At 32.2% G+C, this 14,040-nt stretch carries 12 protein-coding genes and 2 pseudogenes; 12 read left to right on the top strand and 2 right to left on the bottom strand.

The annotated features are described in order from the left end of the window. Positions 1-246: 246 nt before the first annotated feature. The 6 genes and pseudogenes from FOT98_RS24475 to FOT98_RS24445 all read left to right on the top strand — a co-directional run. Positions 247-531, top strand: a pseudogene (locus tag FOT98_RS24475) (hypothetical protein); the annotation flags it as partial. Between the two features lie 148 nt (positions 532-679). Continuing rightward, positions 680-1,084 (top strand): Sec-independent protein translocase family protein, encoded by a 405-nt coding sequence (locus tag FOT98_RS24470; RefSeq protein ID WP_063262057.1) that lies wholly within the window; start codon positions 680-682, stop codon positions 1,082-1,084. 157 nt (positions 1,085-1,241) lie between these two features. After that, entirely contained in the window at positions 1,242-2,477 is a 1,236-nt protein-coding gene (locus FOT98_RS24465) for a cytochrome P450 family protein (protein WP_063262056.1), read from the top strand. Between the two features lie 267 nt (positions 2,478-2,744). Then, positions 2,745-4,028 carry an MFS transporter gene (locus tag FOT98_RS24455; protein ID WP_063262055.1) on the top strand — a complete coding sequence of 428 codons (1,284 nt, stop codon included), beginning with the start codon at positions 2,745-2,747 and terminating at the stop codon, positions 4,026-4,028. After that, a complete protein-coding gene (locus FOT98_RS24450; protein ID WP_061678516.1) occupies positions 4,018-4,650 on the top strand; it encodes a Vat family streptogramin A O-acetyltransferase in 633 nt (210 codons plus the stop codon). Before FOT98_RS24455 ends, FOT98_RS24450 begins: the two co-directional genes overlap by 11 nt. Positions 4,651-4,720: 70 nt before the next feature. Further along, positions 4,721-4,876, top strand: a complete 156-nt coding sequence (locus FOT98_RS24445; protein WP_000046092.1) for a DUF1540 domain-containing protein — start codon at positions 4,721-4,723, stop codon at positions 4,874-4,876. Between the two features lie 100 nt (positions 4,877-4,976). Here FOT98_RS24445 and FOT98_RS24440 read toward each other — a convergent pair. Continuing rightward, positions 4,977-5,057: pseudogene (locus FOT98_RS24440) on the bottom strand (PadR family transcriptional regulator); the annotation flags it as partial. A 29-nt stretch (positions 5,058-5,086) separates the two neighbouring features. Beyond that, complete coding sequence (locus FOT98_RS24435; protein WP_390842825.1) at positions 5,087-5,317, bottom strand: hypothetical protein; 231 nt, start codon at positions 5,315-5,317, stop codon at positions 5,087-5,089. A 258-nt stretch (positions 5,318-5,575) separates the two neighbouring features. Between FOT98_RS24435 and FOT98_RS24430 the strand changes: the two genes are divergently transcribed. The 6 genes from FOT98_RS24430 to FOT98_RS24405 all read left to right on the top strand — a co-directional run bounded on the left by FOT98_RS24430 (position 5,576) and on the right by FOT98_RS24405 (position 13,913). After that, the gene (locus FOT98_RS24430; RefSeq protein WP_063262054.1) at positions 5,576-5,878 is read left to right on the top strand and encodes a hypothetical protein; all 303 of its coding nucleotides are present in this window, start codon (positions 5,576-5,578) and stop codon (positions 5,876-5,878) included. Positions 5,879-6,200: 322 nt separating this feature from the next. Beyond that, positions 6,201-6,779 carry a cysteine dioxygenase family protein gene (locus tag FOT98_RS24425; RefSeq protein WP_063262053.1) on the top strand — a complete coding sequence of 193 codons (579 nt, stop codon included), beginning with the start codon at positions 6,201-6,203 and terminating at the stop codon, positions 6,777-6,779. Positions 6,780-6,941: 162 nt separating this feature from the next. After that, positions 6,942-7,793, top strand: a complete 852-nt coding sequence (locus FOT98_RS24420) for a Cof-type HAD-IIB family hydrolase (RefSeq protein WP_063262052.1) — start codon at positions 6,942-6,944, stop codon at positions 7,791-7,793. A 414-nt stretch (positions 7,794-8,207) separates the two neighbouring features. Continuing rightward, the gene (locus FOT98_RS24415) at positions 8,208-9,995 is read left to right on the top strand and encodes a PAS domain-containing sensor histidine kinase (RefSeq protein ID WP_063262051.1); all 1,788 of its coding nucleotides are present in this window, start codon (positions 8,208-8,210) and stop codon (positions 9,993-9,995) included. A gap of 224 nt (positions 9,996-10,219) precedes the next feature. Next, positions 10,220-12,346: a peptidoglycan D,D-transpeptidase FtsI family protein gene (locus FOT98_RS24410; RefSeq protein WP_063262050.1), complete on the top strand. Its 2,127-nt coding sequence runs from the start codon at positions 10,220-10,222 to the stop codon at positions 12,344-12,346. Positions 12,347-12,734: 388 nt separating this feature from the next. After that, on the top strand, positions 12,735-13,913 hold the full coding sequence (locus tag FOT98_RS24405; RefSeq protein ID WP_063262049.1) for a macrolide family glycosyltransferase: 1,179 nt from the start codon (positions 12,735-12,737) through the stop codon (positions 13,911-13,913). The last annotated feature ends 127 nt before the right edge of the window (positions 13,914-14,040 follow it).

The raw sequence follows: 14,040 nt of genomic DNA, 5'->3' as shown, positions 1-14,040 counted from the left end.
CTTGTTTTCAAACCAAAAACACCTCCATTGAATTTGCATACTTAGTATGCGAATTCAGGAGGTGTTTTTTTCATGTACCACTATTCGGGTTCACTTCAAATAATTAGAAGGGGATTTTTGTTGGGGATAATAGAGAAATATTTCCTTTTTGGAAGTTTCATATAAAAAGAAAGCTCATATATTATATAGAGTTTACTAATAATTAGGAGGAATCGTTCATTGAACAATCAGTCTTGTTCATGTCAATCAGATGATGCACCAAAGTTACTACCTCCATCTAGCCCTCCCAATGTACCCTCTACATTTGCTAATTCTATAACAACAGGCCAAATGAGATCATGGATGTGTAATTGTCTAGGAAGGTGGGGCTATTTAAGGTTATATATACCTGGTACTTTTGGGAGAGATTTCTGGTTTTTTCCAACAGAAGTTCGGCGGTATGATGTATCAGGATATACTTGGCAAGATGGCCATCGTTTTAAAGTAACTTACCAATATAAACAAATTAGTAATTTTATGTGTTTTGCTTAATGCACATAGGAGAGATTTAATATAGATCTCTTCTATTTTTATTTTGTAACACTTTTATATGAATTTGGGCTATACATAAGCTACCTATAGAGCGCTTATCACATATGAATGTTAAAGGTACTGAATGAAAAGTAGGTGATTTGTTAAAATGTATAACGAGCCAAATTATCCATATGATCAAGGGATGTATTATAATTCACAAAACTACGGGTATGAATCTGTAAGTGAAGTGAGAGAAATGGAACAAGAAGATTATAGACCAGATGATGCGGAAGATGCTCCAACGTCACCACCACCGTCTCAAGCGCCATCGTTACCATCTACATTTTCTTCTCCAGCGCAAGCAGGTAATATGAAATCCTGGATGTGTAATTGTCTAGGAAGATGGGGCTATTTACGTTTGCATCGTCCTGGACCTTTCGGAAGGGACTTATGGTTCTTCCCGACTGAAGTGAGGAGAAATGGGGTTTCAGGTTATACTTGGCAAGGTGGTCGCCGTCGTAAAGTAAGTTATCGCTATCAACAAATTAGTAATTTCATGTGTTTTGCGTAAATAAGAGTGAGAGAGTAGAAAGATTTTACTCTCTTACTTTTTTATTTTTCAATATACGAAGTAATATTTTAATTAAAAATTTACAATTTTCACGTTTTTATTAGAGTATAATGCAACTGTTGGTTCGTTTTCAAAAAAATGAGAGTGAGGGGATACAATGTCAATGAAAAACAAAGTTGGGCAAAGAATAGAGGATGGTATTAATTTAGCTTCAGCGCAGTTTAAAGAAGATGCTTATGAAATTTATAAAGAATCGCGAAAAATACAACCTATATTATTTGTAAATGAAGTTGAACTCGGTAAAGAATGGCTCATTACAAGATATGAAGATGCTCTGCCACTTTTAAAAGATAATCGTTTAAAAAAAGATATGACAAATGTGTTTCCTCAAGATACAACGAACATGTATCTTTCCGTTGACAATAGTGATCATTTAACAACGCACATGTTAAATTCAGATCCACCTAATCACAGTCGTTTACGATCTTTAGTTCAAAAAGCTTTTACACCGAAGATGATTACACAATTAGACGGAAGAATTCAGAGAATAGCGGATGATTTAATAAGTGAGATAGAGCGAAAAGGTACATTAAATCTAGTGGATGATTATTCGTTCCCTTTACCGATTATTGTAATAAGTGAAATGCTTGGTATTCCAAAAGAAGATCAAGCGAAATTTAGAATTTGGTCTCATGCTGTTATTGCATCGCCAGAAACACCTGAAGAAATAAAAGAAACCGAAAAACAACTATCTGAGTTTATTACATATCTTCAATATATAGTTGATGAAAAACGAAAAGATCCAAAAGAAGATTTGGTTAGCGCGCTAATACTTGCAGAAAATGAAGGACATAAACTTAGTGCCCCAGAGCTATATTCAATGATAATGCTATTAATCGTAGCAGGACATGAGACAACAGTGAATTTAATTACGAATACGGTATTAGCACTTCTTGAAAATCCAAATCAATTACAGTTGTTAAAAGATAACCCAAAATTAATCGATTCTGCAATTGAAGAAGGATTGCGTTATTATTCTCCAGTTGAGGTTACAACTGCAAGATGGGCAGCTGAACCTTTTCAAATTCACGAACAAACAATCCAAAAAGGGGATATGGTTGTCATTGCATTAGCTTCGGCAAACCGCGATGAAACAGTATTTGAAAACCCAGAAGTATTTGATATTACTCGGGAGAATAATCGTCACATTGCCTTTGGACATGGTAGCCATTTCTGCTTAGGCGCCCCACTTGCTAGGTTGGAGGCGAAGATTGCTATTACTACTTTGATTAATCGGATGCCTGAATTACAAATAAAAGGGAATCGTGAAGATGTTAAATGGCAGGGGAATTATTTAATGCGTTCTTTAGAGGAATTACCATTAACATTCTAGAATATTTATTTTTAGACATGCATACATAGAAAATGATTTACATAGAGTATGTATGTGTTATTTAAATTCGAAACGGAAGGGTGAAAACATCCCAATGATCAACTAATTCTATTTGTAAGAGATCTTCGTTAAAAAACGAAATATTCTTCTGAATAGGGTTAGTCTGTACATGTATAGAAAAGGGATGTATTTCGCTCTGCGAATATATAGTCTTTTTATATGATTTGTGCTGCCTCCTGTTCAGAACACGAAATAGGAGGCCTTTTTATGTCGAAAAATGTAGTAACGAAACAAAATAATGGGGTATCACAAGTATTGAAAAATAGATTTGTACAGGGAATTTTAGCTTCAGCATTATTTTTACAAATTGGAATATGGGTTCGAAACTTTGCCGTATTGCTGTATGTAATGGAAATGACGAAAGGTGATGCTTTTGCTATTTCAATGATTTCAGTAGCTGAATTTGCTCCCATTTTTATTTTCTCATTCATTGGTGGAACGTTTGCTGATAGGTGGAAGCCAAAGAAGACAATGATATGGTGTGAAACGTTAAGTTCTATTTCAGTATTCGCTGTATTAATTACACTTATGTTTGGAACGTGGAAAATCGTATTTTTTGTCACGCTTATTTCTGCAATCCTTTCGCAGTTTTCTCAACCATCGGGTATGAAGTTGTTTAAACAACATTTATCGGCGGAACAAATCCAATTGGCGATGTCTATATATCAAACAATATTTGCGATTTTTATGGTGTTAGGGCCAATACTAGGAACGTTTATTTTTCATAGTTTTGGAATTTATATTTCAATCATCATAACAGGTATCGCTTTTTTACTTGCAGCAGCAGTGTTGTTATTTCTTCCGAAAGATCTTGAGAACGATAATGAGAAGAAAGAAATCACGCTATTACAGGAAATGCTAGACGGTATTAAATATGTAAAAAAGAAAAAAGCATTAACTTTGCTAGGGCTTTGTTTTATGGCAGCAGGACTGGGTATCGGTTTAATTCAGCCTCTGGGTATATTTATTGTAACTGAGCAGTTAGGGCTATCAAAAGAGAGTTTACAATGGTTACTAACAGTAAATGGTGGAGGAATGATTGTTGGCGGTGCTTTAGCAATGGTATTTGCGAAAAATGTTGCACCGCAAAAAATGTTAATTGTAGGGATGCTCGGTCAGGCGATTGGCATTGGTATTATTGGTTATTCGACAAATTTATGGGTGACACTTACAGCACAACTTTTTAGTGGTTTAGCTCTCCCATGTATCCAAATAGGCATTAATACGCTCATTATTCAAAATAGCGATACAGATTTTATTGGAAGGGTAAACGGTATTTTAAGTCCATTATTTACAGGATCAATGGTAGTAACGATGAGTATTGCGGGCTCATTGAAGGCGATGTTCTCATTAAGTACGATGTATGAAGGTACAGCTTTACTTTTTATAATTGGATTATTATGTATTTTACCTATATATAATTTAAAACCAGTAATAACAGTAGAAAGTGAAATAAATGATAAAGGAGGTGCTGCGCAACATGAATCCTAATCCAAATGTTAAATATCCTATTGAAGGAAATCAAAATGTCCATTTTATAAAAAATACAGTAACAAAAGCTAATATACTAGTTGGTGACTATTCTTATTATGATGCGAAAGATGGAGAAACATTTGAAGATCGTGTATTACATCATTATGAATTTCTTGGAGATCGCCTTACCATTGGAAAGTTTTGTTGTATTGCAAATGGAGTTACCTTTATTATGAACGGAGCGAATCATCGGATGGATGGATTTTCGGCATATCCATTTAATATATTTGGAAATGGGTGGGAGAAGTATACACCTAATTTGTCTGATTTGCCCTACAAAGGTGATACAGTTATAGGAAATGACGTTTGGATAGGTATGGATACAACGATTATGCCCGGAATAAAAATAGGGGATGGTGCAATTATTGCAGCTAAATCTGTTGTGACTAGAAACGTCGCACCATATACAATTGTCGGTGGTAACCCTGCAAATAAAATAAAGGACCGATTTATAAATACAATAATAGAAGAATTGTTGCAAATTCAATGGTGGCATTTTGACATTAAAAAAATAACTGAAAATATAGATGCGATTGTACAAGGAGATATTGAATCATTAAGAAAGCTAAAAAGGGAATAAAAAATGCAGTCTAAAGAGTATCATACCTCCGAATTTTGTTAATGATAATAGAACAAGGAGGTGTGATACTATGGCACAAGACGTTTTATGTGAAGTAAACAACTGTAAATTTTGGGCTAACGGCAATAAATGTAGTGCAGATGCAATTTATGTAGTAAGTAATAAAGGGAAACATGCATCAACTACTGAAGAAACAGATTGCAAAACTTTCGATCCAGAAATATAAAATTTTGAAGGGTAGCCAAATCGTGGTTGCCCTTTTATTAATTATAGTATTGATAATAAATCTCATTTTCATTCATTGTTTTTAACTTTTTTTTATTTTTTCATATTTTCTTCATAAGTGATGTAATCCAGAGCAATTCATGTTCAATACGTGATTTACTAAATTCAATGACTTCTGTAATAATTCGCCACTTTAGATATTCACTTTCAGTTAAATCTCTTTTTCAAACGAGATAACTTGATGAACAAACTCCATCGCTGCAATATGTGATAAGAGAGTACCAATAGTGTTTGAACTACCGTTTGGTAAGAAATCTAAATCACTTTGGTTTAAATTGGAGATTTCGCTCAATGTAACATCTCTTGTATGTTCAAGCATTGTTACAAGCTCTCCAATCTTATTTGAATAGTTTTCTCTTGAAATTATTCTATAATCTATCATATATATCCCTCCAATTCATGCTAAGCATAAGTTTACCAATAAAATAAAAAAACAAATTCTGGAAATTCATATAAAATAATGATATGATTTAATTGAATATAAAGAAAAAGGAAACCTGTTTTTATCAGTGTTACCTTATCCAAGACTAAATTTTCCCCATACATCATTTTTTTTTGATGTAGCTCTTGAAGATAAAAACTATTTAATTTTCAAAGAACAGTTATTAACTTAAAACTTATTATACGAGGAGGGTGTATCATGAAAAAAATATGCTTTGTATTAATTGTCGACGCTGGTATAAATTATGGTTCAATATTTTCTCTACCATTTTTAAGGAATCAGGATGATTTGAAGGGATATTTTTCTAAGTATTATGATGTTTCAATTAATTATATTAGGGATAAAAACTCAGTTGACTATTTGGTAGTTCCCAAACCGTGTCCACCTTTTGATAATGAAAATAATCTTCCAATAATTGAAGTACCAGCAATCTTATTTATGGAAAAGAATTTTGAAAAAATAAAGACTTATATAGACAATTATTTTTCTAATAACTCATAAAGAAAATAAAAGTACAGTAAAAAGAAGTCCGATAAAAAATGAGTGGCGTAGAATATTTCTATTAATCATTCGTTTTTTATTATATTTACATATCAGTCTATCGCAAATGAACTTGTACAACATATCGGGAAATATAGTGAGGTTAATATCGTTGAAGAGTTTAATGAACAAACTTTGAAATTCTTACCTATTCGCTTGACAACTCAATAACCTAATCAACAAGGTGCAAAATTATTGTACCTTGTTTTTTTATTTCTCAATTGTAAATTTTTGGTGGCCTATTTAATATGGAAGTGTGTGAAAAGAGTAGAGGAGGATGCTTATGTTAACGTGTAATGGAAGTAAAACGTTTCAAACATTTATTAAAGCTGTAACGGATTTAATGGATAGTAATTTGTTAGAAGATCAAATTGCTTGTGCGATTGAAAAATTACTAGAAGAACTTTTAGAAAAGAAAACATGGCTTCCACTAGAAAAACAGAAGGCGAATTCGGCTCAATATGCACGACACCTATTATATGAAGATCCTTTAAAGCGGTTTGAAGTATTAGCTCTTGTATGGAAAGATGGACAATCTACACCTTTACATGATCATGATGGTACATGGGGAGTAGAAGGTGTTTTTACAGGAAGGATAATGGTGCAGAATTTTATACAAACTAAGCAGATTGAAAATTCACTTGTTTATTTAACGCATACAGGAAATCTTTATTTGGGAGAAGGAGAAACAGATACAGTCATTCCACCAGCAGATTGTCATATTCTTGAAATAGCTGAAAACGAAAGCGTTGTCACGATTCATATTTACGGAAAACGTTTAGAAAAGTTTAAAGTATATGTCCCAACTGAAGAAAAAAATGTATACATGTGTGAGACAAAATATATTAGTTATAATTCATAGTTTAAAATCCAAAGCAAAAGCTTTGGATTTTATTTATAATTATTTCTTGACCTGAAACGCTTTTCATAAATTATAAATAAGGAGTACTTCACGAGATCATTATGAAAACGATACCTTTTGTTTAATTGAACTCGTGTATTTAAAGAAAGTGGTGAAGAAATAATGAAATTAATCGCAATTGATTTAGATGGAACTCTTCTTTCAGGGAATAAACTGATTAGTAAAGAGAATGCAGATGCAATTCGAAAATGCCAGGAAGCTGGCCATGTTGTAGCAATTTGTACAGGACGTTCTATCGTTGATATTGAAAGATTGTTGTTAGAAGTTAATTTAGACTGTCCAATTATTGCGGAAAATGGTGCGCTTATATATAAAGATAAAAAAATGATGAAGAGATATCCAATTGAAAATATGCAGGCACTTGAGATTGTAGACTATCTTGAAGAGAATGGCTTATATTATCAGCTTTATACTAATAAAGGTGTATATGTACCAGATTATGGCGTAGAGAGTGTGCGTAATGAGATCGAATATGTGAAGAATTCAAAAGAAAGTTTTGATGTGAAAGAGTTAGAAACGATTGCAGCATTATATCTTGAACATACAGCATTTCATAGTGCAGAAAGTTGTAAACCAATTGTAGAAACTGATATACATGTGCATAAACTTTTACCATTTTCTTATGACATAGAAAAATTAAAAAAGTTAAAAGCAGCGTTTCTGCATAATACTGATTTAGCAATTACATCTTCATATTGGCATAATTTAGAGATTAATCATCGTGATGCCCAAAAAGGAAATGGCTTATATACTTTAGCAGAACACCTGAATATTCCAGTCGAAAATACTGTAGCGATTGGTGATGGGCTAAACGATGTTTCCATGATGGAAAAAGCGAATATATCAATTGCAATGGGGAATGCAGTAGAAGAAATAAAAGCGATGTGTCAATACGAAACCTTATCAAATGAAGAACACGGTGTTGCACATGCCTTAAATAAATATGTAATGTAATATAAAAATAAAAAAAGAATCCAAATAGATTCTTTTTTTATTTTTATTAGGGGTAAGGTATTCTATGAGATTCATAGAAGCCTTATTACTTTTTATTATATAGAATATATTGGAATAAATGTTTATATTTTTCATGTTAATTGTGAAAATTTTATGAACTTTATATTTTTTTGTATTTTTATACAACTAAAGATGATATGTATTACTCTCATATGAAAACCATGTATGAGATGAGTAAATACAAATGGATTAAAAGTTCATTTTTCATGCGAATTCTTTTCTGTTTTTAATTGAAAAATAAAATTTGTTCGAATAATTATTCTACAACTATATACCTAAAGGCACATTCTTCGTATAATGGAGAAGTATAAATTTTGAATTTGTATTAATTTTACATATTGAGGTGAAAAAGGAATGAATGCGCGGCTAATGGAACTTATTGATGTGAGTACAATAGAAACCATGGCAGAACAGTTTTATAAATTAACCAACATATCACATCAACTTCTTGATGCTGAAAAAGAATGTATATTTTCTTTTGGAATAAATGAGACGAAAATATGTAAACTTCCCAAAATTGAAATCCCCATTTTTTTATACAATCAACATTTAGGATCTTTTGTAGTATGGTCCAACAAAAGCGAAATTTACAATTGTCAAAAATACTTTGAAATGCTTTCAAATCTAATTATTGATGGAGCAACAAATGTATTTCAAAGTAAAAATACAATGTTGTTTACTCGAAAAGAGGAGGAACTACATACGATTTTACAAAACATGCCTGTTATGGTTGATGCGCTTGATTATAATGGAGATTTTGTTTTGTGGAATCGGGAGTGTGAAATTGTAACAGGTTATACCGCTGAAGAAATAATAGGAAATCCAAATGCCCTTCAATTATTGTACCCAGATCATAATTATCGTCACCAAATACAAACGAAATTTTTAACTTGTGGAAAAAATTTCAGAGATTGGGAAATGCACTTAACATGTAAAAATGGTGAAATTAAAACAATCATGTGGTCCAATATATCGGAACAGTTTCCTGTAACTGGGTATAGCTACTGGGCTGTCGGTGTAGATATTACACATTTAAAAGCGATAGAAGAGCAGTTAAAACAACAAACGTCTGAATTGGAATTAATTTTTAAGGCTTTACCAGATTTATGTTTTTTAACAGAAGATGATGGCACAATTATAGATTATAAAGCAGGATCCCCTTCGAAATTTTACGTACCGGCAGAAGCTTTTATGGGAAAAAAGTTTTTCGAAGTATTACCTTCTCCAGTAGCACAGCAGTTTCAGGAAGCAATTCATCAAGTGAAGGAAAAAGGAACGAATGTAATTGTGGAATATCCGCTTACAATTAATGGGAGTATTGATTTCTTTGAAGCTAGATGCTTACCATTATTACATGATAAAATAATGATCATTGTACGTGATATTACAGAGCGGAAAAAGACAGAAGAATTACTAAATAAATCAGACACACTTGCAGCAATCGGTCAATTAGCAGCGGGTGTAGCTCATGAAGTGAGGAATCCATTAACAGTCATAAAAGGGTTTATACAGTTATTCCAAATTAATAAAGAGGATCAAGAAAAATATTTTGATCTAATGCTTTCGGAAATTGAAAGAATAGAGGCGATCCTCCAAGAATTTTTGTCAATTGCTAAAACAGATGAAATGAATACAGAACAAAAAAATATTTATCAAATTTATAAAAATGTCGTATCGTTAATGAATACAAAAGCAATTATGACAAATATTCAAGTCGAATTATATGCAGAATCCAACGATATAAGTATTGAATGCTCAGAAAATCAATTGAAACAAGTGTTTATTAATATTTTGCAAAATTCTATCGAAGCTATGCCAAATGGTGGGAAAATTACAATCCACATAAAAGAAATAAACGATGATGGTGTCATTATTCATGTAATTGATGAAGGAATAGGAATACCTGAAGAAAGAATTAAGAGATTAGGTGAGCCTTTTTATAGTACGAAAGAAAAAGGTACCGGTATTGGATTAATGTTAAGTTATAAAATTATTGAAAGCCATCAAGGAAATATAAGTATTATGAGTGAGGTTGGTGTCGGGACAACAGTAACGATTTACTTGCCGAAAGTTCAGAGTAAAGAACCTCTATCAAATTGTGATGATAGATGTATATCGATACGTTCTAGCATTCATTCTTAAATAAATGATTAAATCCCCAATGAAAAAAAGCTAAACTTTTTCATTGGGGATTTTTATATTTAATTTAGTAAACTTTACCTTTTCTTTACCTTTGTTTTAATTTCTATTAAGTTTTTATCGGTATATTAATATTTGTATAAAGTACTGTATAGAAAATGTGCATTACTTTTAATATATAGATTCTATTATTATGAGGAATACTGTAAGGAGGAGATTATGACAAAGTGAATAAGCAAGAGAAAAAAAGTGGTAGAGCAATACCGACGCGGTTAAACATTTTATTTCTTTGTGTATTTTTATTATTTTCTGCAATGATTATACAGTTAGGGAAAGTGCAAATTCTCGATGGAGAGACGTATAAAAATGAAGTAGAAAAGAGAGAAAATGCAACTGTGAGTCTTTCCGTCCCGCGCGGGAAAATATTTGATCGTGAAGGAAATCCGGTTGTTGATAATAAATCTTTACGAACGGTCACGTACACAAAGATGAAAGGTGTAAAATCAGAAGATATATTAAAAACTGCAAGACAACTTGCAGATATAATTGAAATGCCGCAAGAAGATATTACTAAGTTAACTGAGACAGATAAGAAAGATTTTTGGATGCAATTAAATCCGAAACTGGCTGAAAATCTAGTATCTAAAAAAGAAATAGATACATTTAGAGAGAAGGATATTAGCGGTAAGAAGCTAGATAAAAAAATAGAAGAGTTAAAAAGAAAACGAGTTACAAATAAAAATCTTCAGGAATTAACAGATAAAGATATAAAAGTGTTAGCTATTAAAAGTAAGATGACTGCAGGCTATCAAATGGCTCCTCAAATTATTAAAAAAGATGTTAGTGAAAAGGAATTTACTATAATTAGTGAAGGTTTAGCGAATCTTCCAGGAGTAGACGTATCGGTTGATTGGGAGAGAGTGTATGTAAATGATGGATTATTCCGATCCGTTCTTGGAAATGTTTCTAATTCTGATGAAGGATTACCAAGTGAACGATTAGATTACTACTTGGTACGTGATTATAGTCGAAATGATAGGGTTGGAAAAAGTTATATCGAGCAGCAATATGAAGATGTACTTCATGGGGCAAAAAGAGAAGTAAGAAGCGTTGCTGATAAACAAGGTAATACAATTAGAACGGAAACAGTTTCTGAGGGGAAAAGCGGTAAGAACTTAACTTTAACAATAGATATGGAGCTGCAGAAAAAAGTAGAAGAAAGTATTGAAAAAATATTAAAAGCATATAAAGGTTCAGAATCGATGTTGGACCGTGCTTTCGTTGTAATGATGAATCCGAAAAACGGACAAGTATTATCAATGGCTGGGAAAAGACTTGTAGAAAAAGATGGGAAAACAGAAGTTGAAGACTACGCATTAGGCACAATGACTAGTTCGTACGAGCTTGGATCAACAGTGAAAGGTGCGACAGTTTTAACTGGATTTGAAACGAAAGCTATAACACCAGGTACTTATTTTTATGATGCACCAATGAAGTTTAAGGGAACTAAGGAAAAAAAATCTTGGAAAGAGTTCGGAAATATTGATGATTTAAGAGCGTTACAAGTTTCTTCAAACGTTTATATGTTTCATACAGCATTAAAAATTGCAGGTGTGGATTATGTGAAAAATAGCTCATTAAATATTAAACAGGAGTACTTTGATAAAATGAGGTATTATTTCAGGCAATTTGGACTAGGTGTTCCAACAGGCATTGATTTACCAAATGAAACAGCTGGACAAATTGGTAAAAAAGATAATCAGCCTGGTTTCTTATTAGACTATTCAATTGGCCAGTATGACACGTATACACCGCTTCAGCTTGTACAGTATATTTCAACTATCGCAAACGGTGGATATCGAATGAAGCCGCAAATTGTTCAAGAGGTAAGAGAGCAAACGTCGCAAAAAGATGAAATTGGTAAAGTGGTACATTCAGTAGAGCCAATCGTTTTAAATAAAATAGATATGAAAGAGGAATATATAAATCAAGTAAAGGAAGGATTTAGAAGGGTATTCCAAGAAGGTGATGGAACTGGGGTAAGGGCGTTCCAAAAAGCATCGTATAAACCAGCAGGTAAAACAGGGACAGCACAGACAGTTTACGGTGGTGAAAGTGATATCGGAAGAAATGAAAAAGGCGAGAGAAGGGAATGTTATAATTTAACGTTAGCAGGATATGCGCCATATGATAATCCAGAAGTAGCGTTCTCTGTTGTTGTACCATGGGTTATTAATGATAAATCTGGCATTAACTCTGATATTGGAAAAGAAGTTTTAGATGCTTATTTCGAATTGAAAAACAAGCGTTTAAGTGGAGAATCGCCAAAAATAGATGATCCTAAAGAGAATTAAAATGTACGAAGCGTCTCTAGCAATCATGTGAACTAGAGGCGTTTTTTCATAGGAATAAATTAGAAACGAGGTATAATAGGTAAAGTAGAAATAGTATATTATCTATTTAAGTGAATAAAATGGGTGAAATAATTCTATCAATTATTCACCATTTATAAAATAAATCATATATTGATAGCATAGGACAAGCTGAAAAGCTTATTCTATCCTCACAGAACACTCCTTATCACGGTTAGGCATCTACTTATGTAGATGCTTTTTTTGTTATTAACTGACAATTATTTATCAACCTTAAGTAGCAAGCATATTAGGACTATTAGGTGAAGATTGACGGTAATATTTACAGTATGATTAATAAGAGTATTGAAATGTAAGGAGTGAGAAATAAGTGCTAAATATTTTAGTGGTTAATTTTCCAGCAGAAGGACATGTAAATCCTACATTGGGTTTAGTCAATGCCTTTACTGAACGGGGGGATCATGTACATTATATTACAACAGAACACTTTAAAGGTAGAATTGAAGATTTGGGAGCGACTGTATATACTCATCCAGATTTATTAAAGGAGATTTCTATTGATAATGAAACTTCATCTGGGCTGAATTCTTTCTTTCATGTACATGTTCAAACTTCTTTATATATATTGAAAATTACAAAACAATTATGTGAAAGAATAAATTTTGATTTCGTAATTTATGATATATTTGGTGCTGGAGAGTTAGTAAAGGAGTATTTACAAATTCCTGGCGTAGTTTCTTCTCCTATATTTTTAATTCCTCCAGAATTTTTGGAAACTTTACCTTTTCATCCAAATGCAGAAATACAATTTCAACCTGATGAACTTTCTGAAAAGTTATTATATCAAATAGAACACGAATTTGGAGTAAAGCCCAAAAATAATCTTCAATTTATGCATAATAAGGGTGATATTTCTCTCGTGTACACAAGTCGTTATTTTCAACCTAATAGCGATGCGTTCGGAGAAAATAACATTTTTATTGGACCGAGTATTTCAAAGCGAAAAACTAATGTAGAGTTTCCACTTGAATTACTTAAAAATAAGAAAGTTATTTATATCTCAATGGGAACACTGCTTGAAGGACTCGAACCATTTTTTAATACTTGCATTGATACTTTTTCAGATTTTGATGGAATAGTTGTAATGGCAATTGGTGATAGAAATGATCGTTCTAAAATTAAGAAAGCGCCAGACAATTTTATAATTGCTTCATACGTACCCCAATCAGAAATATTAAGTGAAGCAGATGTTTTTATTACACATGGCGGCATGAATAGTGTGCACGATGCTATTTATTTTAATGTCCCATTTGTCATAATTCCACATGATAAAGACCAACCAATGATAGCACAAAGATTAACTGAGCTGGAAGCAGCACATAGATTATTGAAAGAGCATGTTAATGTGCAAACTCTAAATGAAGCGGTAATAGACGTTCTTTCAAATGAAAAGTATAAACATGGTATACGAAAACTGAATGATAGTTTTTTAGAATGCGGTGGTTCAAAAGAAGCAATCGAAGTTATTAAAGCTCTTTTAAATAAATAGTTTGGACAATATAAAAGCATAGAGGCTTAATAAAATGTACCCTATAGAATAGACACTTGAAAAAAGTCTATTCTATAGGGTATTTCTTGTATAATAAAAGGAAAATCGGGATCGGAGAATGTTAAAA

Source organism: Bacillus sp. HY001 (genome assembly GCF_007558965.1).
Lineage (GTDB): Bacteria > Bacillota > Bacilli > Bacillales > Bacillaceae_G > Bacillus_A > Bacillus_A mobilis.
Note: the sequence above shows the minus strand (reverse complement) of the source record. Positions and strands in the feature narration are given on the sequence as shown.

Excerpts from the sequence above, each read along its gene's own strand:
- FOT98_RS24470 (WP_063262057.1), top strand. The coding sequence starts at position 680 with ATGTATAACGAGCCAAATTATCCATATGATCAAGGGATGTATTATAAT.
- FOT98_RS24465 (WP_063262056.1), top strand. The coding sequence starts at position 1,242 with ATGTCAATGAAAAACAAAGTTGGGCAAAGAATAGAGGATGGTATTAAT.
- FOT98_RS24455 (WP_063262055.1), top strand. The coding sequence starts at position 2,745 with ATGTCGAAAAATGTAGTAACGAAACAAAATAATGGGGTATCACAAGTA.
- FOT98_RS24450 (WP_061678516.1), top strand. The coding sequence starts at position 4,018 with ATGAATCCTAATCCAAATGTTAAATATCCTATTGAAGGAAATCAAAAT.
- FOT98_RS24445 (WP_000046092.1), top strand. The coding sequence starts at position 4,721 with ATGGCACAAGACGTTTTATGTGAAGTAAACAACTGTAAATTTTGGGCT.
- FOT98_RS24435 (WP_390842825.1), bottom strand. The coding sequence starts at position 5,317 with ATGATAGATTATAGAATAATTTCAAGAGAAAACTATTCAAATAAGATT.
- FOT98_RS24430 (WP_063262054.1), top strand. The coding sequence starts at position 5,576 with ATGAAAAAAATATGCTTTGTATTAATTGTCGACGCTGGTATAAATTAT.
- FOT98_RS24425 (WP_063262053.1), top strand. The coding sequence starts at position 6,201 with ATGTTAACGTGTAATGGAAGTAAAACGTTTCAAACATTTATTAAAGCT.
- FOT98_RS24420 (WP_063262052.1), top strand. The coding sequence starts at position 6,942 with ATGAAATTAATCGCAATTGATTTAGATGGAACTCTTCTTTCAGGGAAT.
- FOT98_RS24415 (WP_063262051.1), top strand. The coding sequence starts at position 8,208 with ATGAATGCGCGGCTAATGGAACTTATTGATGTGAGTACAATAGAAACC.